Source organism: Pseudomonas capeferrum (assembly GCF_013523055.1).
Lineage (GTDB): Bacteria > Pseudomonadota > Gammaproteobacteria > Pseudomonadales > Pseudomonadaceae > Aquipseudomonas > Aquipseudomonas capeferrum_A.
Genome location: NZ_JAAMQM010000004.1, coordinates 186,589 through 209,868, shown reverse-complemented (window position 1 = coordinate 209,868; position 23,280 = coordinate 186,589). Strand labels below are relative to the sequence as shown.

Annotated in this window: 26 protein-coding genes and 1 tRNA gene; 19 read left to right on the top strand and 8 right to left on the bottom strand. The window is 62.7% G+C overall.

Annotated elements, in window-relative coordinates:
* Positions 1 to 29: 29 nt before the first annotated feature.
* From G7009_RS06590 to G7009_RS06520, 15 genes are all read left to right on the top strand, one after another.
* Positions 30 to 569 (top strand): cupin domain-containing protein, encoded by a 540-nt coding sequence (locus G7009_RS06590; protein ID WP_181129105.1) that lies wholly within the window; start codon positions 30 to 32, stop codon positions 567 to 569.
* Between the two features lie 4 nt (positions 570 to 573).
* On the top strand, positions 574 to 1,449 hold the full coding sequence (locus tag G7009_RS06585) for an alpha/beta fold hydrolase (RefSeq protein ID WP_181129104.1): 876 nt from the start codon (positions 574 to 576) through the stop codon (positions 1,447 to 1,449).
* Positions 1,446 to 2,267 (top strand): IclR family transcriptional regulator, encoded by an 822-nt coding sequence (locus G7009_RS06580; RefSeq protein WP_181129103.1) that lies wholly within the window; start codon positions 1,446 to 1,448, stop codon positions 2,265 to 2,267. The genes G7009_RS06585 and G7009_RS06580 overlap by 4 nt, the downstream gene beginning before the upstream one ends.
* Position 2,268: 1 nt before the next feature.
* Positions 2,269 to 3,066 carry an SDR family oxidoreductase gene (locus G7009_RS06575; RefSeq protein ID WP_181129102.1) on the top strand — a complete coding sequence of 266 codons (798 nt, stop codon included), beginning with the start codon at positions 2,269 to 2,271 and terminating at the stop codon, positions 3,064 to 3,066.
* A complete protein-coding gene (locus G7009_RS06570; RefSeq protein ID WP_181129101.1) occupies positions 3,059 to 4,741 on the top strand; it encodes a thiamine pyrophosphate-binding protein in 1,683 nt (560 codons plus the stop codon). Before G7009_RS06575 ends, G7009_RS06570 begins: the two co-directional genes overlap by 8 nt.
* 10 nt (positions 4,742 to 4,751) lie before the next feature.
* On the top strand, positions 4,752 to 5,555 hold the full coding sequence (locus G7009_RS06565) for an aspartate dehydrogenase (protein ID WP_181129100.1): 804 nt from the start codon (positions 4,752 to 4,754) through the stop codon (positions 5,553 to 5,555).
* A 24-nt stretch (positions 5,556 to 5,579) separates the two neighbouring features.
* Positions 5,580 to 7,076: an aldehyde dehydrogenase gene (locus G7009_RS06560; RefSeq protein ID WP_181129099.1), complete on the top strand. Its 1,497-nt coding sequence runs from the start codon at positions 5,580 to 5,582 to the stop codon at positions 7,074 to 7,076.
* On the top strand, positions 7,073 to 8,038 hold the full coding sequence (locus G7009_RS06555) for a VOC family protein (protein WP_181129098.1): 966 nt from the start codon (positions 7,073 to 7,075) through the stop codon (positions 8,036 to 8,038). Before G7009_RS06560 ends, G7009_RS06555 begins: the two co-directional genes overlap by 4 nt.
* Entirely contained in the window at positions 8,035 to 8,352 is a 318-nt protein-coding gene (locus G7009_RS06550) for a hypothetical protein (RefSeq protein ID WP_181129097.1), read from the top strand. Before G7009_RS06555 ends, G7009_RS06550 begins: the two co-directional genes overlap by 4 nt.
* 1 nt (position 8,353) lies before the next feature.
* Positions 8,354 to 8,575, top strand: coding sequence for a recombinase-like helix-turn-helix domain-containing protein (locus tag G7009_RS06545; RefSeq protein ID WP_181129096.1), 222 nt, complete (start codon positions 8,354 to 8,356; stop codon positions 8,573 to 8,575).
* A 17-nt stretch (positions 8,576 to 8,592) separates the two neighbouring features.
* Positions 8,593 to 9,627: an aromatic ring-hydroxylating oxygenase subunit alpha gene (locus tag G7009_RS06540; protein ID WP_181129095.1), complete on the top strand. Its 1,035-nt coding sequence runs from the start codon at positions 8,593 to 8,595 to the stop codon at positions 9,625 to 9,627.
* Positions 9,624 to 10,103 carry a Rid family hydrolase gene (locus G7009_RS06535; protein ID WP_181129094.1) on the top strand — a complete coding sequence of 160 codons (480 nt, stop codon included), beginning with the start codon at positions 9,624 to 9,626 and terminating at the stop codon, positions 10,101 to 10,103. The genes G7009_RS06540 and G7009_RS06535 overlap by 4 nt, the downstream gene beginning before the upstream one ends.
* Positions 10,104 to 10,106: 3 nt before the next feature.
* Positions 10,107 to 11,066, top strand: a complete 960-nt coding sequence (locus G7009_RS06530; protein WP_181129093.1) for a PDR/VanB family oxidoreductase — start codon at positions 10,107 to 10,109, stop codon at positions 11,064 to 11,066.
* A 427-nt stretch (positions 11,067 to 11,493) separates the two neighbouring features.
* Positions 11,494 to 12,747, top strand: coding sequence for a hypothetical protein (locus G7009_RS06525; protein ID WP_181129092.1), 1,254 nt, complete (start codon positions 11,494 to 11,496; stop codon positions 12,745 to 12,747).
* A gap of 790 nt (positions 12,748 to 13,537) precedes the next feature.
* Positions 13,538 to 13,837, top strand: coding sequence for a DUF3077 domain-containing protein (locus G7009_RS06520; protein ID WP_181129091.1), 300 nt, complete (start codon positions 13,538 to 13,540; stop codon positions 13,835 to 13,837).
* 399 nt (positions 13,838 to 14,236) lie between these two features.
* Here G7009_RS06520 and G7009_RS06515 read toward each other — a convergent pair whose 3' ends face one another.
* Positions 14,237 to 14,710: a RidA family protein gene (locus G7009_RS06515; RefSeq protein WP_181129090.1), complete on the bottom strand. Its 474-nt coding sequence runs from the start codon at positions 14,708 to 14,710 to the stop codon at positions 14,237 to 14,239.
* Between the two features lie 60 nt (positions 14,711 to 14,770).
* Here G7009_RS06515 and soxR point away from each other — a divergent pair, with 60 nt between their 5' ends.
* Complete coding sequence (soxR, locus tag G7009_RS06510; protein WP_181129089.1) at positions 14,771 to 15,199, top strand: redox-sensitive transcriptional activator SoxR; 429 nt, start codon at positions 14,771 to 14,773, stop codon at positions 15,197 to 15,199.
* 127 nt (positions 15,200 to 15,326) lie between these two features.
* On the opposite strand, the gene G7009_RS06505 is transcribed toward soxR, so the two are convergent.
* The 5 genes from G7009_RS06505 to dapA all read right to left on the bottom strand — a co-directional run bounded on the left by G7009_RS06505 (position 15,327) and on the right by dapA (position 19,020).
* Positions 15,327 to 15,416, bottom strand: a tRNA-Ser gene (locus G7009_RS06505).
* Between the two features lie 93 nt (positions 15,417 to 15,509).
* The gene (gene purC / locus G7009_RS06500) at positions 15,510 to 16,220 is read right to left on the bottom strand and encodes a phosphoribosylaminoimidazolesuccinocarboxamide synthase (RefSeq protein ID WP_181129088.1); all 711 of its coding nucleotides are present in this window, start codon (positions 16,218 to 16,220) and stop codon (positions 15,510 to 15,512) included.
* Positions 16,221 to 16,249: 29 nt separating this feature from the next.
* Entirely contained in the window at positions 16,250 to 17,008 is a 759-nt protein-coding gene (locus G7009_RS06495) for an MBL fold metallo-hydrolase (protein ID WP_181129087.1), read from the bottom strand.
* Entirely contained in the window at positions 17,009 to 18,124 is a 1,116-nt protein-coding gene (gene bamC / locus G7009_RS06490) for an outer membrane protein assembly factor BamC (protein WP_181129086.1), read from the bottom strand. It lies immediately after the preceding gene.
* Between the two features lie 17 nt (positions 18,125 to 18,141).
* Positions 18,142 to 19,020, bottom strand: coding sequence for a 4-hydroxy-tetrahydrodipicolinate synthase (dapA, locus tag G7009_RS06485; protein WP_181129085.1), 879 nt, complete (start codon positions 19,018 to 19,020; stop codon positions 18,142 to 18,144).
* Positions 19,021 to 19,278: 258 nt separating this feature from the next.
* On the opposite strand from dapA, the gene G7009_RS06480 reads away from it, so the two are divergent.
* Complete coding sequence (locus tag G7009_RS06480; protein WP_181129084.1) at positions 19,279 to 19,839, top strand: glycine cleavage system protein R; 561 nt, start codon at positions 19,279 to 19,281, stop codon at positions 19,837 to 19,839.
* 9 nt (positions 19,840 to 19,848) lie between these two features.
* A complete protein-coding gene (locus G7009_RS06475) occupies positions 19,849 to 20,322 on the top strand; it encodes a peroxiredoxin (RefSeq protein WP_181129083.1) in 474 nt (157 codons plus the stop codon).
* Positions 20,323 to 20,381: 59 nt separating this feature from the next.
* Here G7009_RS06475 and G7009_RS06470 read toward each other — a convergent pair whose 3' ends face one another.
* Together G7009_RS06470 and G7009_RS06465 are read right to left on the bottom strand one after the other, a co-directional pair.
* A complete protein-coding gene (locus G7009_RS06470) occupies positions 20,382 to 21,452 on the bottom strand; it encodes an AI-2E family transporter (RefSeq protein ID WP_181129082.1) in 1,071 nt (356 codons plus the stop codon).
* Between the two features lie 22 nt (positions 21,453 to 21,474).
* Positions 21,475 to 21,714 (bottom strand): sulfurtransferase TusA family protein, encoded by a 240-nt coding sequence (locus tag G7009_RS06465; RefSeq protein ID WP_219856458.1) that lies wholly within the window; start codon positions 21,712 to 21,714, stop codon positions 21,475 to 21,477.
* Between the two features lie 102 nt (positions 21,715 to 21,816).
* Between G7009_RS06465 and G7009_RS06460 the strand changes: the two genes are divergently transcribed.
* The gene (locus G7009_RS06460) at positions 21,817 to 23,250 is read left to right on the top strand and encodes a M48 family metalloprotease (protein WP_181129080.1); all 1,434 of its coding nucleotides are present in this window, start codon (positions 21,817 to 21,819) and stop codon (positions 23,248 to 23,250) included.
* The last annotated feature ends 30 nt before the right edge of the window (positions 23,251 to 23,280 follow it).

The window sequence follows — 23,280 nt, the reverse complement described above, 5'->3', positions numbered from 1 at the left end:
GATCGATGACCTTGAGAATGGAGACTGCCATGACCGACCTGTCCACCCCCAACGAAGCTCCGAAAAGCTGGGAACGGCCTGAAGGCGCCAGCCTGGAAGCCTGGATGCAGACCCGCGTGGCCCGCTACGAGACGCGCAAGTACGACTGGAACGCGCTCAAGTTCCAGGCCGACCACGACCCCAAGTTCCGCCGCGCGCAAATGCGCTACATCGGCACCGGCGGCACCGGCGTGAGCACCGACATGAACACCATCCCGTCGGAGCATTTCACCTTTTCCACCATGGTCATTCCGGCCGGCCATGAAGGCCCGCCGCACCTGCACACCGATGTCGAGGAAGTGTTCTTCGTGCTGCGCGGCAAACTCAAGGTGGTGATCGAGAAGGACGGCGAGCGCTACGAGACCATCCTCACCGACCGCGACGTGATTTCCGTGCCACCGGGCGTGTACCGCGAAGAGATCAACATCGGCGACGAAGACGCGCTGATGTGCGTGATGCTCGGTGCGAAGAAGCCCGTTACCCCAACCTATCCGCCAGAGCACCCTCTGGCGTCGATCAAGCGCGGATAAGTCCATGTTGCCAGCCACCCAATCGCCCAGCCCGATCGCTGAACTCGAGGCGCTGCTTGCCCAGCGCTTCGCCCAGCGCACCCTGATGCTCAACGACAGTCGTCAGGCCGTTCGCGAGATCGGCAGCGGCCCGGCCATCGTGCTCCTGCACGGTATCGGCTCGGGGGCTGGATCGTGGCTGGAAGTGGCATTGCAATTGGGCCGGCACGCACGCGTGGTGGCCTGGGACGCCCCCGGCTACGGCGATTCCACACCGCTGCGGCCGCTGGCCCCTCAGGCCGAGGATTATGCCGAGCGTCTGCTCAAGACCCTCGACGCACTCGACATTCATGACTGTGTACTGGTCGGCCACTCGCTGGGAGCCATCACTGCCGCCGCCTTTGCCCGCCTGCATCCGCAGCGTCTGCGCCGCCTGGTGCTGATCAGCCCGGCGCAGGGCTATGGCAACCCGGCCCGCGCGATCCAGTGCCAGCAAGTGCGCGGCAAGCGCCTGGCCGCGCTGGATCAACTGGGCATCGCTCGCATGGCCGACCAGCGCAGCGCCGCCATGCTCTCGGCGCACCCTAGCGCCAAGGCGCTGGAGTGGGTGCGCTGGAACATGTCGCGTCTCGACACCCACGGTTATCGCCAGGCCATCGAGCTGCTGTGCGGCGACGACCTACTACGCCATGCACCGCCGCCGGTGCCCTGCGAAGTGCATTGCGGCGAAGCCGATGGGATCACCACTCCCGAAGCCTGCCTGGCCCTGGCCAGGGCGCTGGGTGCGTCGTTCGCCCTGATCCCCGATGCCGGGCATGCCAGCCCCATCGAACAACCTCATCTGGTGGCGGGCCGCCTGGCTTTCGCCCTCAAGGAATCACTGACAGGTAGTGCTCAATGACTGACTCCGATCTGAAGGATTCGCAGGACAAGTACATCGTTCCCGGGCTGGAGCGCGGCCTGTTGCTGCTATGCGAGTTCACTCGCCAGAACCGCACCCTCACGGCCCCGGAACTGGCCAGGCGCCTGGAGCTGCCCCGCTCGACCATCTTTCGCCTGCTGACCACCCTGGAGACCATGGGCTTCGTGACCCGCAAGGGCAATGAATATCGCCTGGGCATGTCGGTGCTGCGCCTGGGCTTCGAGTACCTGGCTTCACTGGAGCTGACCGAGCTGGGCCAGCCGTTGCTGGCCCGCCTGTGCGACAAGCTCAACTACCCGAGCAACCTGGTGGTGCGCGACGGTCGCTCGATCGTCTACGTGGCCAAGGTGTCGCCGCCTTCGGTGTTCTCCAGCGCTGTCAACGTCGGTACCCGCCTGCCTGCCCATGCCACCGTGCTGGGGCGCATCCTGCTGGAAGACCTGTCGCTGGCCGAACTGCGCGAGTTGTACCCCGAAGAGCATCTGGAGCAGCACTCGCACTGCACGCCCAAGACCGTGCTGGAGCTGTTCGACCTGGTGCAGCACGACCGCGTGCGCGGCTTCGTCAGTGGCGAAGGCTTCTTCGAGTCGGCGATCTCCACCGTCGCCGCACCCGTGCGCGATCACTCCGGACGGATAGTCGCGGCGTTGGGCGTGACCATCCCGACTTCGCAGATCGGCCACGTCAATTTCGAAGAGCTGCTCGGCCAGGTGCGCCGTAGCGCCGACGAGCTCTCGCGCTTGCTCGACTACACCCCCAGCCATGGCAGCCGCGTCACCGCGCTGATGAGAGACTGAAATGAGCCTTTATCCACTCCAGGGCAGCACTGCCATCGTCACCGGCGGCTCGTCGGGCATAGGCCTGGCTTGCGTCGAACTGCTGCTCGAAGCGGGCGCCGCCGTGGCGTTCTGTGGCCGCAGCGAACACCGTCTGCGCGGCGCTGAACGCCACCTGCGCGAGCGCTTTCCCGAGGCTCGCCTGCTAGCGCAACCGTGCGATGTGCTCGACGCCGCCTCGGTCGAGGCCTTCGCCGCCGCCAGCCTGGAGGCCTTCGGCCCGGCCCAGGTACTGATCAACAATGCCGGACAAGGGCGCGTGTCGACCTTTGCCGATACCACCGACGAGGCTTGGAGCGAAGAGCTCAACCTCAAGTTCTTCTCGGTGATCTACCCCGTGCGCGCCTTCCTGCCGCAGCTTGAACAGTGTACGAATGCCGCGATCGTCTGCGTCAATTCGCTGCTGGCGAGCCAGCCGGAAGCGCACATGGTCGCCACTTCGGCAGCCCGCGCCGGGCTGAAGAACCTGGTGCGTTCGATGGCGTTCGAGTTCGCGCCGAAACAGATTCGCGTCAACGGCATCCTCATTGGCCTGGTGGAGTCCGGGCAATGGCGGCGGCGCTTCGAGGCCCGCGAAGAGCGCGAGTTGGACTGGGCGCAATGGACCGCACGGCTGGCCGCGCGCAAACAGATTCCCCTAGCCCGCCTGGGCCTACCGATCGAAGCGGCGCAGGCAATTCTTTTCCTGGCATCCCCCCTGTCGGCCTACACCACAGGCAGCCATATCGACGTTTCCGGAGGCCTGTCCCGCCATGCGTAATGACAACCAAGTGACTGTAGGCGCTGCCATCACCGCCTTTCTCGAACAATGCGACGTGAAGGCCGCATTCGGCGTGATCTCGATCCACAACATGCCGATCCTCGATGCCTTCGCGGTGCGCGGCAACATCCGTTTCGTCATGGCCCGCGGCGAAGCCGGCGCCACCAACATGGCCGACGCCTATGCCCGTACCAGCGGCGGCCTGGGTGTCTGCCTGACGTCCACCGGCACCGCAGCGGGCAATGCTGCCGGGGCCATGGTCGAAGCTTTGACGGCGGGGACGCCGCTGCTGCACATCACCGGGCAGATCGAAACCCCCTACCTGGATCAGGAGTTCGCCTACATCCATGAGGCGCGCGACCAACTGACCATGCTCAAGGCCGTGTCCAAGGCAGCGTTTCGCGTGCGCAGTGTCGAGACCGCTCTGAGCACCCTGAAACTTGCCGTGCAGACGGCGTTGACCGCACCTACCGGGCCAGTCAGCGTCGAGATTCCGATCGACATCCAGTCCACTTTCATCACCATGCCCACCGACCTCGCGCCGTTGCCGGTACCTGTTGCCGTGCCCGCTCCCGAGGCCCTCGACCAACTGGCCGAGCGCATGCTCCAGGCCAAGCGCCCGTTGTTGTGGCTGGGCGGCGGCGCACGCCACGCTGGCAAGGCGGTCAAGCGCCTGCTGGACATGGGCGTGGGCGTGATCACCTCGACCCAGGGCCGTGGCGTGGTCAACGAAGACGACGAGCGCTGCCTGGGTGCGTTCTCGCAGAACCGTCTGGTCGAAAGCTTCATGCAGAGCTGCGACGCACTGCTGATCGCCGGCTCTCGCCTGCGCAGCAACGAAACCTTCAAGTACGCCCTGAAACTGCCGGCCAACACCCTGCGTATCGATGCCAATCCGGCCATCGAAGGCCGCAGCTATTCCAGCGACCTGTTCGTGTGCGGTGACTCGGCACTGACCCTGGACGGTCTCGCCGATCGCTTGGAAGGCCGTCTGCAGGCAGACCCGCAGTTCTTGCTCGAACTCAAGAACGTGCGGGCCCAATCCCGCGCGGCGCTGGTCGCCGACCTGGGACCTTACGCGGCCATGGTCGAGCAGTTGCAAGGCATGACCGGACACAACTTCAGTTGGGTACGCGACGTCACCCTGTCCAACAGCATCTGGGGCAACCGCCTGCTCAATCTGTATCACCCCCAGGCCGGCGTGCACGCCCTGGGCGGCGGCATCGGCCAAGGCCTGGCCATGGGTATCGGTGCAGGTGTCGCAGCCGCCGAATACGACCCGCAACGCAAGGTCTTCGCGCTGGCGGGCGACGGCGGATTCATCCTCAACCTCGGTGAGCTGGCGACCCTGGTGCAGGAGAAGGTCAACGTGGTGATCCTGCTGATGAACGATCAGCGCTACGGCGTGATTCGCAACATCCAGGACGCCATCTACGGTGCCCGCCACGCCTACGTCGAACTGCACACGCCGGACTACAGCCAACTGGCCGAATCCATGGGTATTCGCCACGGCCTGGTCAGCGACCTCAAGGATTTCGGCGGCGTACTGGAGCGCGCGTTCAGCACCCCGGGACCGTTCCTGCTGGAAGTGGACATGCTCGCCGTCGGCAATTTCGCCACCCAGTTCGCCGGCCCGCCCAACAGCGAGACCAAGGCTCAGAAGGCCACTGCCTGAGGAACGCGTCATGCTTCATATCACCATGATCGGCTGTGGCGCCATCGGCGTCGGCGTGTTGGAACTGCTGGAGAAGGACCCGCAGCTGTGCGTCGACTACGTCATTGCCTCGGCGGGCTCCGAAGACCTGGTGCGCCAGCGCCTGGCCAGTTTCAAGCAGCCGCCACGCGTGCTGACCGCTCTGCCGGCTGACGCGCGCCCCGACCTGCTGGTCGAGTGCGCCGGCCACCGGGCCATCGAGGAGCATGTGTTGCCTGCCCTGGAGCGCGGTATCGCCTGCCTGATCGTCTCGGTGGGGGCCCTGTCGGAGGTCGGCCTGGTCGAGCGCCTGGAAGCCGCCGCGGAACGGGGCAACACCCGAATCGAACTGCTGCCAGGTGCCATCGGCGGTATCGATGCGCTGTCAGCGGCGAAAGTGGGCGGCCTCGACGCGGTCAGCTACACCGGCCGCAAGCCGGCCAAGGCCTGGAAGAACACCCCGGGTGAACTGGCCTGCGACCTGGACGCCATCACCGAAGCCACGGTGATCTTCCAGGGCAGCGCCCGTCAAGCCGCCCAGCTCTACCCGAAGAACGCCAACGTTGCCGCCACGCTGTCGCTGGCCGGGTTGGGCCTGGATCGCACCCAGGTAACGTTGATCGCCGATCCGCTGAGTGACGAGAACGTTCATCAGTTCGAAGCACGCGGCGCATTCGGTCGCTTCGAGCTGAGCCTGCGCGGCAAGCCGCTGCTGGCCAACCCGAAGACCTCGGCCCTGACCGTGTACAGCGTGGTGCGCGCCCTCGGCAACCACGCCCATGCGATTTCCATCTAAGGCGCCTCGCTTCAGGAGAATGCAATGACCACCGAACAAACTCTGCCCCTGTGCATCGCCGGTCAATGGCGCCTGGGTCGTGGCGAGCGTTATGCCAGCTACTACCCCGCCAACGGCGAGCCAGTGGCCTGGCTCAATGCCGCCAGCCTGGAGGACGTCGAAGAGGCCGTACAAGGCGCCCATCACGCATTTCTCCATAGCGGCTGGGCACAGCGCAAGCCTCACGAACGTGCCGCCGTGCTCTATCGCATCGCTCAACTGATCCGCGAACAAGGCGAAGAGCTCGCCCAGTTGCAGCGCCAGGACAACGGCAAGCCCATAGGCGAAACCCGCAACCTAGTGGCCAGCGCCGCCGCTACTTTCCAGTTCTTCGCGGCCGCCTGCGAAACCCTGGAAGAGACCATTACGCCGTCACGCGGTGATTTCGTCACCATGAGCGTCTACGAGCCGATGGGCGTGGTCGCGGCCATCACCCCATGGAACTCGCCGATCGCCAGCGAGGCGCAAAAGGTCGCGCCGGCACTGGCCGCCGGCAACGCGGTGGTGATCAAGCCCGCGGAAATAACTCCTCTGCTGGCGCTGCAACTGGCGCGCATCTGTGAAGAGGCCGGCCTGCCCAAGGGCTTGATCAGCGTACTGCCGGGCAAAGGCTCGGTGCTCGGCGATGCCCTGACTCGACATCCGCTGGTCAAGCGCGTGTCGTTCACCGGCGGCACGCGCACCGGCAAGCACATCGCCCATATCGCCGCCGACAAGATGATGCCGGTATCGCTGGAGCTGGGCGGCAAGTCGCCGACCATCGTGCTCGACGATGCCGATCTGGATCATGCGGTGGCCGGCGTGCTCTATGGCATCTTCAGCTCGTCGGGCGAGGCCTGCATCGCCGGCTCGCGGCTGTTTGTCGCGCGTGCCTTGTACGAACCCTTCATGCAGCGCCTGTGCGCGGCGGCGCGGCGAATCAAGGTGGGCAACCCGGCCGATGCAACCACGCAGATGGGCCCATTGATCAGCGCCGCCCACCGCGAATCCGTGGAGCGCTACGTGGCCTTGGGGCTGGCCGAAGGTGGCCGCCTGCGCTTGGGGGGCCAGCGCCTGAGCGGGGGAGATTTCGACAAAGGCTTCTTCTATCCGCCGACCATTCTCGAAGGCGTGAGCAACGATCAGCGCGTCTGTCAGGAAGAGATCTTCGGCCCGGTACTGGTGGCCCTGCCGTTCGATGACGAAGCCGATCTGATCGACCAGGCCAACGACAGCCTGTACGCCCTCGCTGCCGGGATCTGGAGCCGCGACTACAAACGCGCCTGGGCGCTAGGTCGAAAGATCCAGGCCGGGACAGTGTGGATCAACACCTACAAGCAGTTTTCCATTTCCACGCCCTTCGGTGGCTGGCGCGACAGTGGCTTGGGCCGCGAGAAAGGCCGCCTGGGCATCCTGCAATACATGGAACAGAAGAGCCTTTACTGGGGCATGAATGAACAGCCGCTGGTCTGGGCCAGCGAGCATCGTGAGGTAGCGCCATGAGCGTACTAGGCATTGATGAAATCACTTATGGCGTCGAAGACCTCGACACCTGCGTGCGCTTCTTCGCCGACTGGGGCCTGAACAAGGTCAGTGAAGCCAGCGACGAAGTGATCTTCGAAACCCTCAACGGCTGCCGTGTGGTGCTTGCCGCCCACGACAAGCCCGGCCTGCCGACGGCCATCGAAAGCGGCTCGACCCTTCGCGAAGTGGTCTGGGGCGTGGAAAGCGAAGCTGACCTGGCGCTGTACAGCCAGCGCATCGCCAAGGACCCAGGCTTCGTCGAAGGTAACGGGCGCATCGGCTGCACCGATCCCAATGGCTTGGCGATTCGCCTGCAAGTGACCTGCAAACGCGACCTGGACATCGAGTGCAGCGGCCACAACACCTGGCAGATCAAGGGCCGCATCAACAAGCCGGCACCGATATACGAGCGCGCCACGCCGATCGAGGTTGGCCACGTGGTGTTCTTCGTCACCGACGTCAATGCCTGCGAGGCGTTCTACCACGAACGCTTCGGTTTCCAGGCCTCGGACCGCTATCCCAACCGCGGCGCCTTCCTGCGCACCGCCGAGGAAGGCGGCCACCACGACCTGTTCATGCTGCAACTGCCCGCACCACGGGCCGGCCTCAACCATGTGGCCTTCACCGTACGCGACGTGCACGAAGTGTTCGGTGGCGGCATGCACATTGCCCGCAGTGGTTGGACCACGGAAATCGGCCCGGGTCGCCACCCGGTGTCTTCGGCCTTCTTCTGGTACTTCAAGAACCCTGCCGGGGCGCTTGTGGAGTATTACGCCGATGAAGACCAGTTGACCGGCGAATGGCAACCACGGACGTTCGAACCGGGACCGACCGTGTTCGCCGAATGGGCCATTGCCGGTGGCATCGACGGCAACACCCGCCGCCAGCAGCACGTTGAGGCGCCCCAGGGCAAGTTTCTCACGGACAAACCCAAGCCATGACCGACACGATGCTGTTGACCGTGCTGCTCAAGCATGACCAATCGAAGAACCTCGACGATATCCAGAGCCACATGAAGAAGGTCGACTGGTGGGAACGTTTTCCCGTCGAAGGCGTGGAGGTAGTGTCCTGGACCGTGGCCATGGGCCTGGGCCAGATCGTCACCCTGCGCCTGCCCCCGGCCCTGCTGCCCCGGCTCAACGTCGAACTGGAGCGCTCCGCCTGGGGCGTGTTCCGTACTGAATGCTACCCCACCTATGACTTTGTCCCAGTGCGCGAAACGATCCGCGAACGGGTCCGTAACGGAGGCCAATGAGATGAGCGAACCCTATAACGAAACTCACCAGACCCGCGCGCGCCCGAACACGCCGTTCGAGGATCTGCTGGGCGACTCCATCGAGCGCGCCTTCGGCGCCGGCAAGTACGACCTGCCCAGCCTGCTCGAACACCTGAACCTGGCCGGCCCGCCCTGCCCGCTCAACGAAGGCGAATGGACCGCCGACACTTACAGCACCCTGATGGCCAAGCTCGGCGCCTGAGCCTCGGAGGATAAGAAATGAACCCGCAACTGACCGTCGATCCTGTTGAAAACATTCTCGTCAAAGGCCTGAAGGACCTGTGGTTCCCGCTTCTGCCTTCGGCGCTGCTGGGCGACAAGCCCGTGTCGATTCGCCGCCTGGGCTACAAGATCGCCCTGTGGCGCGACAATGACGGCACCGCCCATGCCCTCGAAGACCACTGCCCGCACCGCGGCGCCCCGCTGTCCCAGGGTCCGGTGCTGGGTGATCGTCTGCAATGCCCTTACCACGGTGTCGAAGTACGCCAGGACGGTACCGTGACCAAGGTGCCCGGCAGCCCGGGATGCAAGCTCGAGGGCAGCCGTCCGACGCGCATGTTCCATACCCGCGAAGTGGCCGGCGCGATCTTCGTCTTCAACGCCACCGACCCACACCTGGCCGAGCCACCGGAACTGGTGCTGCCCGAGCAGTTGACGTCGCCCGAATGGAGTCACTTCCTGTGTTACACCGAATGGAAGGGTGACTACCGCTACGTCATCGACAACGTCATGGACCCGATGCATGGCACCTACCTGCACAAGATGTCGCACTCCATGAGCGAGGGTGAAGCCACCGCCAAGTTCGTCACCCGCGACACCGATCAGGGATTCTTCTTCGAGAAGGAAGGCCAGCGCGGCGTGAACTTCGACTGGACCGAATTCCTCGACAACGGTTGCCACTGGCTGCGTCTGGAAATCCCGTATCCGAAAACCGGCGGGCCAGGCGGAAACTTCACCATCATCGGCAGCTATACCCCCGGCAGCACTCAAATGTGTGGGGTATTCCACTGGCGCGCCCGGCCGTTGACCGGCTGGCAGCGTGACACCTGGCGATTCCTCTACAAGAACCGCCTGGAAGCCCGCCACTGGGCGGTGTTGGAACAGGATCGGGTACTGCTGGAAAACATGGAGTTCGACGCCAACCAGCGCGAAAACCTTTACCAGCATGACCTCGGCGTGGTGCGCATCCGTCGTTACCTCAAGAGCAAGGCCAAGGAGCAGATGGCGCTGATCGAGACGAAGGCTGTCTCATGAGCGACTTTTCCACGGCAACCGTGGCAGTGCAGCGCGTCCAGGCCACCCGCTTGAGCGAGCTGGCCACAGCCACCTGGTCCAATGCCCTGCTGATCGGCAACGACGTGGTGATGTCCGGCATGACCGCCCATCCCGCCACGCGCCAGGCCGTCGAAGCCGGCACGCCGCTTGGAGCCTACGAACAGACGCTGGTCGTCCTCGACAAAGCGAAGACACTGGTCGAGGCGGCCGGCGGCCACGTTGGCAACCTGTACCGGCTGACCGTCTACGTCACCGATATCGCCGACAAGGACGAGGTGGGCCGCGCCCGCAGGGATTTCTTTGCCGGCTTCGCGACCTACCCGACCTCGACCCTGGTGCAGGTCAGCGGCCTGGTGTTTCCCGAACTGGTGGTGGAAATCGAAGCCTGCGCGCGGCTCGACATCGATCTGCGCACGGTCGTTTCGCCAGCTGCAACCCCTATCGAGAAGGGCTGAACCATGTCCAATTCCTCTACCCTCACCGCCCTGGTCCACACCCTGCGCCATGAAGCCGAAGGCATCATGAGTGTCGAACTGCGCCCGTATGGCGACACCGTTTTCGCACCGTTCGAGGCCGGCTCGCACATCGACCTGCACCTGCCCAACGGCCTGGTGCGCAGCTACTCGTTGCTCAACTCGCCGGCCGATCAGGGCCGTTACGTGGTCGGCATCCTGCGTGATCGCAACAGTCGCGGCGGTTCGCACTGGATACACGGGCAACTGCGGGTCGGCACGACCTTGCAGATCTCTGGGCCGCGCAACAACTTCGAACTCGATACCCGCGCGTCCCATAGCGTGCTGGTGGCCGGCGGAATCGGCATTACGCCGATCTACTGCATGTTCCGCCAGTTGCTGGCGCTGGGCAGGTCCGCCGAGCTGATCTACTGTGCCCGCTCGCGCAAGGAGGCCGCGCTGGTCGAGGAGCTCAGCGGCATCGACGCCAAGGTGGTATTGCACTTCAATGACGAGAAGGACAGCGCGCCCGATCTGCGCCGTTATCTGGCGGGGCAACCGGCCGATACGCACTTCTACTGCTGCGGGCCGACGCCCATGCTGGATGCCTTCGAAAGCACCTGCGAAAGCCTTGGCTATCCCCATGCCCATATCGAGCGTTTCGCCGCCGCCGAACTGCCACCGTCCGAGGATGCCCAGGACAGCTATAGCGTCGAGCTCAAGAAGACCGGCAAGACGCTCTCCATCGAGCCAGGCCTGAACCTGCTCGATGTTCTGCTCGAAGCGGGATGCGATATCGACTACAGCTGCCGCGAAGGGGTCTGTGGTTCCTGTGAAACCAAGGTGCTGGAGGGCGATATCGACCACCGCGACGGTGTATTGAGCAAAGCCGAACGTGCGGCCAATGAATCGATGATGGTATGTGTATCCGGTTGCAAGAGCCGACGTCTGGTACTCGATATTTAGTTATTTGCGTTTGTGAAAACACTGGCCGACTTTCTGTCGGCTTTTTTTTGCCTTATATAAACAGACGCCTCGTGCTTTTCTCATCCGCGGAACCCTACAGCGCCCCAACAAGTTTCGATTCGCACCCCTCATGCGCCCTGAGTGTGCACATGGGTAACCGCGGCACAGACAAGTTTCGCCAGTGGCACACATTATTGCGTTCCACAGGTAATCCATTGAAAACAATGTAATTTATTAAAGCATCACACCATCAAGCAGATGGCACGCTTTCTGCTCTATTCCTCTCGAGCCCACCGGTAAGACGGTGTGCCACCCCTGAAACAACACTTAACTTCTAGTGCAACTTCTAGGCAGACTCATCCGTAGAGATGAGGGCCCTCCTGTTGCCAGTCAGATCATCCGCCGGATAATTGCAGGTGAGGTCGTAATGAACAAGTACATCATGGGAGTGGGGTTATTGCTGAGTGTGGGCTTATGTGCCGCCGAGCCAGGACCCGATGTCACCAATACGCAATCGGTGGCAGCACCGGTCGCGCCGAAACCTGCAGCGAATAAACCCTTTCCGCATATCTCCTGGCGCAGTGCCGATGGCGATGCCAGCTTCGACCTGGGTGGCGCGTTGCGTACCAACTGGCGCGATGAGCACTGGGATACCAGTGAAAACTCTACTCGCTGGTTGTTCGACACTTTGCGCTTCGATGCCAAGGGCACCTACAAGAAGGCTTTCTTCGATATCAACTATTGGTTCTACGATCTCAACAAGCGTTCCATCGACCGCGGCTATGTAGGCTACAACTTCACTGCGCAATCCAATCTGCAGGTGGGGCTGCCGTTCAAGCCGTTCGGCCTGGAACCTTATCCGCAGTTTGGCTGGAGCTACCATATTCCGTTCTTCATGGGCTACGGGGTAAGCGATGGCCTGGGCGCCAAGTACAGCTACAAGGACGCCGACTGGGACCTGCAACTGGGCTACTTCCCGCGCATGGCGCCCCACAGCACGCGTTATTCCGGCGAGATCTCCCGCTACGCCGACGTCAAGGACAACGCCATTGCCTTCACCCAGTCCCGCCAGGACAACGAGAAGCGCAACCAGGTCAACGCCCGCGTCGCCCGCACCTTCGCCAGCGGCAGCTGGAAGACCGAACTGGGCGTCTCGCTGGCAGCCTCGCAGCTGTACAACGATACGACTGACGACAACGGCAGCTATTGGGCCGGCGGCGTACACACCGTGATCAATAACGGTCCTTGGACAGCCACCGCTGAAGCCATCCGCTACGAGTACGACCCGAAAAATCCCAATGGTGTCAGCGAGGACTCGGTGCTGATGGGCGGCAACGGCCTCACCCCGGCATACCTGATCGCTTCCAAGGCTACCGTGGCAGCGCTGAACATCGGCTATGACATCGACACACCCCGCCTGGGCCAGCTGAAGAAGATCAAGATCTACAACGACTACAGCCGGATGATGAAAGACGAGAGTGGCTGGGACGACTCGCAGATGTACACCGTCGGCGTACAGTTGTTCGCCCTGCCGGTGATGGCCTGGATCGACCTGACCTGGGCGAAGAACGCCAACCCCTACGGCGGCTCGGAGAACGGTACTGGTTGGACCGATACCTCGTCGGTGGGCAGCAACGAGTGGTATTACCGCACCAATATCAACATCGGATATTACTTCTGATGTTCTCGGCCCACTTTGGTGGGTCGTTTGTCGTGCGAGACGGCATGAGCGTGGAGCCTGGAGTGCACCTCGAATGAGTACTGTACCGACATGGTCAACGTCATGGTCGGTAATCGATCATCCAAGAGGCTTTTTCCTCCTGGAGAGCCTTCAGATTTTCCTTATTCCCTGTAGTCCATTTCCCAAACATAATTCTTCGACTGTTAAGCCATTGCGGCGGTATTCCTTCACGTCTAGCCTCGCCCCGTCGTTGCTCACTAACGATCGGTTTTGACAGACCGCACTGGATACAGCCGCACCGCTTTCATGGCAGATGTGCGTGGGGCACGTTCGCGTGCGCCGGTTTCCTGTATCCACCGGTCTGTCAACCCGCGTACAGCTGCCACCCTTCTGTTTGACAGCGGGGAGGTGACAGCTCCATATGGATACAGGAGCTACTTATGTTGAAAATCGTCCCCGACCCTCCGCTTCATACTGAATACGCCCAGCCTCTTAAAGACTTGCTCGCTCAAGCTTCCGCGTACTTGGACTGTACCATGGCCGTTATCCGGCAAACGGCGCCGCATCATCCGTGCCTCACTAGCCAACGGCTGACCCGCGCCGCAACGCATGAAATCCACTGCGTCCGCCATCTGATTGGACTGGCCTTGGGCAAGGTGCGATCACTGCACTGAGCGAACGACTTGCTTGGAATCCATGGCGGGATACCCTGCCCGCAGGGTCTCTGCATGCGCTGTGTTCTGTTGGTTGGTGTCGGCGCCAGGCCCAGCGCGTGCCTGGGAGGTTGGGCATGAGAAGTGATGTACCTGGCAAACACACGAAGCAGCTGAAGACCTGTGGCGTCGGGACCTTTGGCGAGGAGGTGGGCGGATATGTGGACGAGCGCCTGTTCAAGGTCGTCGCGGGGCATGATGCCGAATACGCCCTGGAGCAGGCATCGATGCTGCTGAACTGCGTCTACCGGATCACTTCGCAAGGCGGGGCCGAGCAGGACACTACGCTGGTATGGGCAGCCCACTACCTGAGTGGCATGGCCAAAGCGCTGGTTGAAGACGTGACGCACGGGATGTTGACGGGGCCGGTGCGCTAGCAGATCTTCTACACACCTGCTGCCCTTGCTGACACAACACCGGTATTTCTGGATTACGCTGCCCGGAGTAGGAGCTGGCTTGCCTGCGATCGAGGCCGCAGGACTCGCCTGACAATAAACACCTTGAGTCCCCCGCCATGGTAGTGGAGACCTAGCATTCCCACAGCCACCGCATGGGCTGGATCATTTGCATTGCCAGGCGAGTCCTGCGGCCTCGATCGAAGGCGGTCCGGCATCCCGGCAAGCCAGCGCCTACCTGGCCTGCGTAAGCCAGGGAATGCTTGGGTGAACTCGGGGAAATATTCGAGCAATCACTGTGCCTTGCCTTTTCCTGTGGAAGGATCTGCTCACGGGCCGCCTTCGTCTGCTCATCGCCAACCACCCAATCGCGTCAGGTACTCATCGATCAACTTCTGCTGGCCGAGCGTCTCCTGGAGTGGGGCTGGCAACCGGTGAAACTGCAGCGACCGCCTCGATCTCGATCTGCATCCCAACCAGCGCAAGCCGCGGGACAGGAATCAGCGTACAGACCGGCTTCATTGCCCCGCGCCACGCCTGATCGAGTTCGTCGACCCAGATTCGCAATTTAACTTCGTCATGATCCACGATCAGCAGCGTCAGTTTGACGACATGCTGGACGTCCGTTCCCTTCGATTGCAACGCTGTACGCAGGTTGGCAAGTGCTTGCCTGGCCTGCGCTGCAAACGCCGAGGAGAGCCGACCCTCGGTGTCTTCACCCCCCTGCCCCGCTATGAACAGGAGTCGAGCTCCCGGTTCAAGCTCTGCGACATGGGAATAACCATTGACGCTTGGATCGTACAAACCCGGTGGATTGGATAATTGAAACGCAGGGGCAGGATGAGACTGGGGCATGGGTCTACTCCGAACGATGGAGCTGATAGTCTCCTGCCTCAACTTAGGTTCAGGTCAAGGATGCCCATGAGTACAGAACGACGATTGTTGAGCCCGGCGGAGATCGTGAGCGCAACCGGGGTAAGCGTCTCCGCGCTGCATTTCTATGAGCGCAAGGGGCTGATCGTGGCGCAGCGCAACGCCGGCAATCAGCGACGCTACTCCAGGAACGTGCTGCGCCGCATCGCCATCATCAAGATTGCCCAGCGGGTGGGCATTCCACTCAAGGTCATCCAGGAACGATTGAGCGAGCTGCCGTCGGACCGCGCGCCCAGCGCAGCGGATTGGGCACGGCTATCAAGCGATTGGCAGAGCGAGCTGGATAGCCGTATTGCGTCACTGGTCTTGTTGAGAGATCAGCTTGATGGCTGCATCGACTGCGGGTGCCTTTCGTTGGCAGCGTGTCCGCTGCGTCAATTGCCTGGTAACAGCGCTGGAAGCCCGTCGTAGCTCAGCCACGCGTTATGCGCTTCTGGGACACCAGTTATCTGTTGACAGGAAAGTTCAAGCGCAGCCGTACGTACGGAACCGAAAAGAAAAAGCCCCTGGCTCATCGAGCCAAGGGCTTTTCTATATATGGCGGAGAGATAGGGATTTGAACCCTAGGTACTGTCGCCAGTACAACGGATTTCGAATCCGTCCCGTTCGGCCACTCCGGCATCTCTCCAGTGGCGCGCATGATACCAGCAGTTTCCTCAAAGGCAAAGCCCTGGCGGAAAAAAATTCGCGTGGTATCAGGCGCTTGCGTGAACGCGGGCCTTTACAGCTCCACGCCCAGGCGCTTGGCGACTTCTTCGTAAGCTTCGATCACGTCACCCAGACCCTGGCGGAAGCGGTCCTTGTCCATCTTCTTGCGGGTTTCCTTGTCCCACAGGCGGCAGCCGTCCGGGCTGAATTCGTCGCCGAGGACGATCTGGCCGTGAAAGACGCCGAACTCGAGCTTGAAGTCGACCAGCAGCAGGCCCGCGTCGTCGAACAGCTTGGTCAGGACTTCGTTGACCTTCAGCGACAGGGTCTTCATGGTCGCGAGCTGGTCGGCGGTGCCCCAGCCGAAGGCGACGACGTGGGATTCATTGATGAAGGGGTCGCCCTTCTCGTCGTTCTTGAGGAACAGCTCGAATGTCGAAGGCTCGAGCTTGATGCCTTCCTCGACGCCCAGGCGCTTGACCAGGCTGCCGGCGGCATAGTTGCGCACCACGCACTCGACCGGGATCATGTCCAGCTTCTTGACCAGGCACTCGTTGTCGCCCAACAGGGCGTCGAACTGGGTCGGGACGCCGGCTTCTTCGAGTTTCTGCATGATGAAGGCGTTGAACTTGTTGTTCACCATGCCTTTGCGGTCCAGCTGCTCGATACGCTTGCCGTCGAACGCCGAGGTGTCGTTGCGGAACAGCAGGATCAAGCGGTCGGCGTCGTCGGTCTTGTAAACCGATTTGGCCTTGCCGCGGTAAAGTTCTTCGCGTTTTTCCATGATGGGCTCCGCTTGCTGGTATAGGTGGGCTAGGCGATTTCGCGCCAGTCGAGCCCATGGTCCTGATTCGCCACCTGAAGCCAGTCCGGGTCGCACCCCAAGGTATCGACGAAGCACTGGCGGGCCAGATGTGGCAGGTTGTTCTTGCTGCTGAGGTGGGCCAGCACCAGGTGCTGCAGGTTCTGCCAGCCCAACTCGGACACCAGGCGCGCGGCCTGATGGTTGTTCAGATGTCCTTGGTCCCCGCCGACCCGCTGCTTGAGAAAGTACGGGTAATGCCCGCGTGCCAGCAGATCGCGGCAATGGTTGGCTTCGATCACCAGCGCATCCAGGCCTTGATAACTGTCGAGCAGGTGCGTGTCATAGCAACCAAGGTCGGTGAGCATGCCGAAGCGCCGTTGGCCATCGCTGATCACGTATTGCAGCGGTTCGAGCGCATCGTGCTCGACCCGCGCCGCGCTGACCTCCAGGTCGCCGATACGCAGGCTGCCCCTGGCGGCGAGAAAACCGGTCGCCTCCACGGGTTTGCGCATGCCGCGCAAGGTCCCCTGGCTGAGATAGACGGGTACATTGTAGCGCCGCGCCAGCAACCCGACGCCATGCACGTGGTCGGCATGCTCGTGGGTGACCAGCACGGCGCTCAGCTGAGTGGGCGACACACCGAGCAGCGCAAGGCGTCGCTCGGTCTCGCGCAGGGAAAAGCCGCAGTCGACCAGGATGTAGGTATCACCACTGGCGATCAGCGTGCCATTTCCCTGGCTACCGCTTCCTAATACCGCGAAGCGCACTTAACCCAGACGATCCTGGATGGCGCTCAGCACGCGGCGGGAAATATCGGCGGGGGCCACTGTGTTGATGTCCTTCTCGACCGTGACCTGCACGTTCTCGCCGACCTTGCTCAGGCGAACCTGATAGCGCTCGGCGCGGGCTTCACGCTCTTCCTCGCTCGGCGCGCTGCCGAACAGGCGGCTGAAGAAGCCCGGCTCGTCCTGCTTGTCCTCGGGCTTCTCGGACAGGTTGATGTAGTACAGGCCGACGCTGCGGTTGATGTCCTCGACGCGCCACTCGCCCTGCTCCAGGGCGCGGCCCACGCTGGACCAGGCGCGGTCCAGATCGGCGCCCAGATACAGTACAGGATTGCCGCTGCCGTCCTCGGTAAGGCTGACACGGCTGGGCGCGTCGAAATCGCGCGCGGCCAGCAGCGATACCGAACCGCCCTTTTCGGCGCTACGATTCATGCTCGCGAGCATTTCATCGACCAGCAGGGCATCGGCACCGGTATTGTTGGAGCTGGACGGGAAGTTCACCTCGGCGGTGCTGCCGGCCGGGCGCTCGACGCTGACGATGTAGATTTCACTGGTGTTGCGCTGCACGCCAGGCTCCATGCGCACGCGTACACGCACTTCGCTGTCGGCGCTGCTGGCGGTGGTAGACAGACGCTGGCCCAGCGAGGCGGACAGTTCGTCGAAGCGCTGCCAGGTGGTATTGAATTCGCCGGTCTGCGGACGCTCTTCGGCAATACGGAAACCATTGTCCTCGAAGAACTGGCGAGCTACCGGCCATACTTCAGCAGGCGCGCGCTGAGCCAGGATCCAGCGGCTGCCGCCACTGCGCTGCAGGCTGAAATCGCTGATATCGGCGGTTGCCGACAGTGGCTGCGGACGCGGCACTTCGTACTCGCCCGTGGCGTTGTCCTCGGCCACGTTGCGCGGGATCGGCAGGAGCGGATCCATGCGCTTGACGTTACCGGCGTCCGGCGGCAGCTGCATGGGCGCAGTCTGGTGTGCCTGCAGGTAGTCGCTGCCACGGTCGCGGAAATAACCCTCTTCGCCCCACAGCCAGCCGCAGCCGCTGGTGCTGGAAATGATCAGGGCAAGGGCGGAAAGACCAGCCAGTCGCTTCATGCGGTGTACGTCCTCAATTAAGCCTTCAGGCCGCACTGGCGCAAGGCCTGGCGTACCGTATCGTGACAGGAGTCGCTCAGCCAGGTCAGCGGCAAGCGGATGCCTTGCTGCATCAGGCCCATTTCCACCAGCGCCCACTTCACCGGGATCGGGTTGGCTTCGATGAACAGGTGCTTGTGCAGCGGCATGAGTTTTTCGTTGATCGCGCGGGCCTTTTCGGCCTCGCCCTTCAGTGCGGCTTCGCACAGGTCGGCCATGTCGCGTGGGGCGACGTTGGCAGTGACCGAGATGTTGCCCTTGCCACCCAGCAGGATCAGCTCGACGGCGGTCGGATCGTCGCCGGACATGACGATGAAGTCCTCGCTCACGCCGTCGAGGATCGCCTTGGCGCGTTGCAGGTCGCCGGTGGCTTCCTTGATGCCGATGATGTTGGGCACGGTCGACAGACGGATCACGGTCTCGGCCTGCATGTCGCAGGAGGTGCGGCCGGGTACGTTGTAGAGGATCTGCGGAATGTCGACGGATTCGGCGATGTGCTTGAAGTGCTGGTACAGGCCTTCCTGGGTCGGCTTGTTGTAATACGGCACCACCAGCAGGCAGGCGTCGGCACCGGCTGCCTTGGCGTTGCGGGTCAGCTCGACGGCTTCGCGGGTGGAGTTGGCGCCCGTGCCGGCGATGACCGGGATACGCCCGGCGACCTGCTTGACGACGAATTCGATGACCTTGATGTGCTCTTCGACATCGAGGGTCGCCGACTCGCCGGTGGTGCCGACCGCGACAATTGCGTGGGTGCCGTTTTCCAGGTGGAAGTCTACAAGTTTGCTGAGGCTGTCCCAGTCAAGACGCCCTTGTGCATCCATGGGAGTGACCAGTGCCACCATACTGCCCGCAATCATGTAACTGCTCCTGCCGGAAAAAGAGAGCGGTAATGGTACTGGCGCCATCGGCCTTGTACAAGCGAAGCTGGTAGGCGGAGCATTCCCCTCGGCGCCGGTTTTCGCTACCCTTCCCTCTTTGATCGTGACAACGTGGCCCGCCGGGCCGCCGACGAGGCTTCCTGCCAGCGTCCTGGCCCTGTTTTCGGGCATGGATCCTGCCACGTAGCGGCTTGCCCGCCGTCCCGTACCGACCGCTCATCGCTTTAGGAATGTTGCATGTCCACCCCCACCGTTCGCGAACAATTCCTTGTCATCAGTGCCCTGGGCGCCGACCCCATGGAGCTGGCCAATGTCCTCAGCCGTGCCGCCTTCGAGAACCGCTGCGCGGTCGTCACCTCGCGCCTGACCCGCCATGGCGAGACCAGCGCCCTGGTGTTGCAGGTCGGTGGCAGCTGGGACGCACTGGCTCGCCTGGAGGCCGGCCTGCCGGGCCTGGGCAAGAAACACGCCTTTACCCTCAACGTGGTGCGCAGCGCGGACCTCGAGGTTCGCCCCCAGTCGCTGCCTTATGTAGCCTACGTCAGCGCCGCCTATCGGCCGGACATCGTCAACGAGCTGTGCCAGTTCTTCCAGGACAACCACATCGAGCTCGAGGCCATGACCTGCGATACCTACCTCGCACCGCAGACCGGCAGCAGCATGCTCAACGCCCAGTTCACCGTGATCCTGCCGGCCGGCACCCAGATCAGCTGGCTGCGCGATCAGTTCCTGGACTTCGCCGATGCCCTCAACCTGGACGCCCTGATCGAACCCTGGCGCCCACAGAATCCCATGTAAGGAAGCCCCATGGCCGTAGAGCTAGACCAACCCGTAGCCGATTTCCAGGCTCAGGCCACCAGCGGCCAGACCGTCGCCCTGGCCGACCTCAAGGGTCGCCAGGTGGTGCTGTATTTCTACCCCAAGGACAACACTCCGGGCTGTACCACCCAGGGCCAAGGCTTCCGTGACCAGCTGGCTGCCTTCCAGGCGGCCAATACCGTGGTGTACGGCGTGTCACGCGATGGCCTCAAGTCCCATGAAAACTTCAAGGCCAAGCAGGGCTTCGGCTTCGAGCTGATCAGCGACAAGGACGAAAGCCTCTGCCAGCTGTTCGATGTGATCAAGCTGAAGAAGCTCTACGGCAAGGAATACCTGGGCGTCGACCGCAGCACCTTCCTGATCGACAAGGATGGCGTCCTGCGCCAGCAGTGGCGTGGCCTCAAGGTACCCGGTCACGTGGATGCCGTGCTGGCGGCGGCGCAGGCCTTGAACAAGGGCTGACGCCGGACGCGTGGCAGCGGGTCGGCCTCATTCGGCAACGAAGGTCCGGCCCGGGGGCCTCAGAGCAGCGGCGCGACCGACGGTTCCTGCCGCGGCCAGGCGTCGAGGACCGCCTTGCACAGCGTTGCCAACGGAATCGCGAAGAAAATCCCCCAGAACCCCCACAGCCCGCCGAACAGCAGCACCGCGCAGATGATCGCCACCGGATGCAGGCTCACCGCTTCGGAGAACAGCAACGGCACCAGCACGTTGCCATCCAGGGCCTGAATGATCGCGTAGACCGCCATCAGGTAGATAAACTGGTCGCCCCAGCCCCACTGGAACAGGGCAATCAGCGTCACCGGCACCGTCACCACCACCGCGCCGACGTACGGCACCACCACTGACAATCCGACCAGTAGCGCCAGCAGGGCCGCGTAGTTGAGGCCCAGGCTGATGAACGCGATATAGGTCGCGATGCCGCAGATCAGGATCTCGATCCCCTTGCCGCGAATATAGTTGGCGATCTGGCGGTTCATTTCGTCGCCCACCCGGTTCAGCAAGGTGCGTTGCCGAGGCAGATAGCCACTGACCCAGCGACCGATCAGCTCGCGATCCTTGAGGAAGAAGAACACCAGGATCGGCACGAGCACCAGATAGATCATGATATTCATCAGCAGCGGCAGGCTCGACAGCGAAAACGTCAATGCCCACTGGCCAAACTTGCCGACCTCGCCGCGTACCGCTTCGATGGCTTGCAGCACCTGGTCGTCGGAGACCAGGTGCGGATAGCGCTCGGGCAGCAGCAACAGCAGCGACTGCCACTTGGCGAGCATGCCAGGCAGCTCGTTCAACAGGGTGATCAACTGATGCCAGAGCAGGGGCACCAAGACCAGCAGGAAGACCCCGAGCGCCCCCATGAACAGGGTGAAAACGACGCCGACAGCCACCCCGGAAGGGACGCGCAGACGTTCCAAGGCATTGACCAACCCTTGCATCAGGAACGCCAGGACCATGCCTGCCAGCACCGGCGCCAACATGCCACCCAAGGTGAGAACGAAGGCGAAGGCCAGGAACAGCAAAACCGCCAGCACCACCGCTTCTTCATCGGAGAAGTAGCGTTGCATCCAGTCACGAAGCACTTTGAACATTGACGATCCTTGGGAAGAAGACTCAGGCCTTGCGCAGCCAGTAGGTATAGATCCCGGACTCGGCCATCTCGCGAAGCAGCGTGTGACCGGCCAATTGGGCGAAAGTGCGGAAGTCGCGCTGAGACCCTGCGTCGGTGGCAATCACTTTCAGCACCGCGCCACTGGCCAGGCGATTGAGTTCCATCTTGGCCTTGAGCAATGGTAGCGGGCAGCTCAGGCCACTGGCATCGAGTTCGGCATCGCAGGTCAGGGCATCGCTCATGGTCACTCCGGTATGTCAGACAGGTCCGCTAGGATAGCGCCACTGGTCGCAGACGTGCGAGCCCGCTACAGTAAGGCTCTTTGCCCGACGCGAGCTTCATGCATGAATCTACTGCGCCCTGCCCTGCTGACGCTGGCCTGCCTGATGGCCGTCCCTGGCCATGCCGACGACCTGCCGTCGCTGGGTGATGCCAGTTCCGCGATCGTCTCGCCGCAGCAGGAGCATCAGCTCGGTCGTGCCTGGCTCAGCATGCTGCGCGGCAACGTCAATCAATTGAACGACCCGCAGCTCAAGGACTATGTGGAAACCAGCGTCTATCGCCTGGCCGAAACCAGCCAGCTGCAGGATCGGCGCCTGGAGTTCATCCTCATCGACAGCCGCGAGCTCAATGCCTTCGCCGCGCCCGGTGGGATCGTCGGGGTGAATGGCGGACTTTTCCTCAACGCACAGACCGAAGGCGAGTACGCTTCGGTGCTTGCCCACGAGCTGGCGCACTTGTCCCAGCGCCACTTCGCCCGTGGCGTCGAGGCCCAGCAGCGCATGCAGCTGCCGATGATGGCCGCGCTGCTGGCCGGTATCGTCTTGGCTGCCTCGGGGGGCGGTGACGCCGGTATTGCCGCGATCGCAGGCACTCAGGCGGCAGCGATCCAGGAGCAGCGGCGCTTCTCCCGGCAGAACGAGCAGGAAGCCGACCGCATCGGTATCCAGAACCTGGAAAAGGCCGGCTTCGATCCACGCAACATGCCGACCATGTTCGAACGCCTGATGCGCCAGTACCGCTACGACGCCAAGCCTCCCGAGTTCCTGTTGACTCACCCGGTCACCGAGTCGCGTATCGCCGACACCCGTAACCGCGCCGAGCAGGTTCCCAAGGGAGGCGTGGAAGACAGCCTTCGCTACCAACTGATCCGTGCCCGTGTAGCACTGACCTATGAAGGCACACCGGGTTTGGCCGGCAAACGCTTTCGCGCCCAGCTCGACGAAAACCCGAAACTGGACGCCGCCCGCTATGGCCTTGCGCTCGCCCAGATCAAGGGTGGCCAGCTCAACGACGCTCGGGAAAGCCTCAAGCCATTGCTGGCCAAGGCGCCCAACGACCTTACCTATAACCTGGCGCAGATCGACCTGGACATCACCAACAACCGTCTGGCCGATGCTCAACAACGCGTCGAGCGCATGCGCGGATCGTACCCGAGCAGTTACCCCCTGCGCCAGGTGCGCGCGGACCTGCTGATCAAGCAGAACCAGCCCGCCGAGGCGGAAAAGGCGCTGGACGAACTGTTGAAGAGTCGGCCGTACGATCCGGATGTGTGGTACGACATCGCCGAAGTACGCGGACTGTCCGGCAACACCATCGGCCTGCACCAGGCACGTGCCGAGTACTTTGCCCTGGTAGGCGATTACGACCAGGCCATTCAGCAGTTGGACTACGCCAAGCGCCGTGCCGGCGGCAACTTCCAGCTGGCCTCGCGTATCGATGCCCGGCAGCGGGACATCATGGAGCAGCAGCGGATGGTCAAGGAGATGATGCGCTGACGCAGAGCATCCGTGGCGTGCGTGTTACTC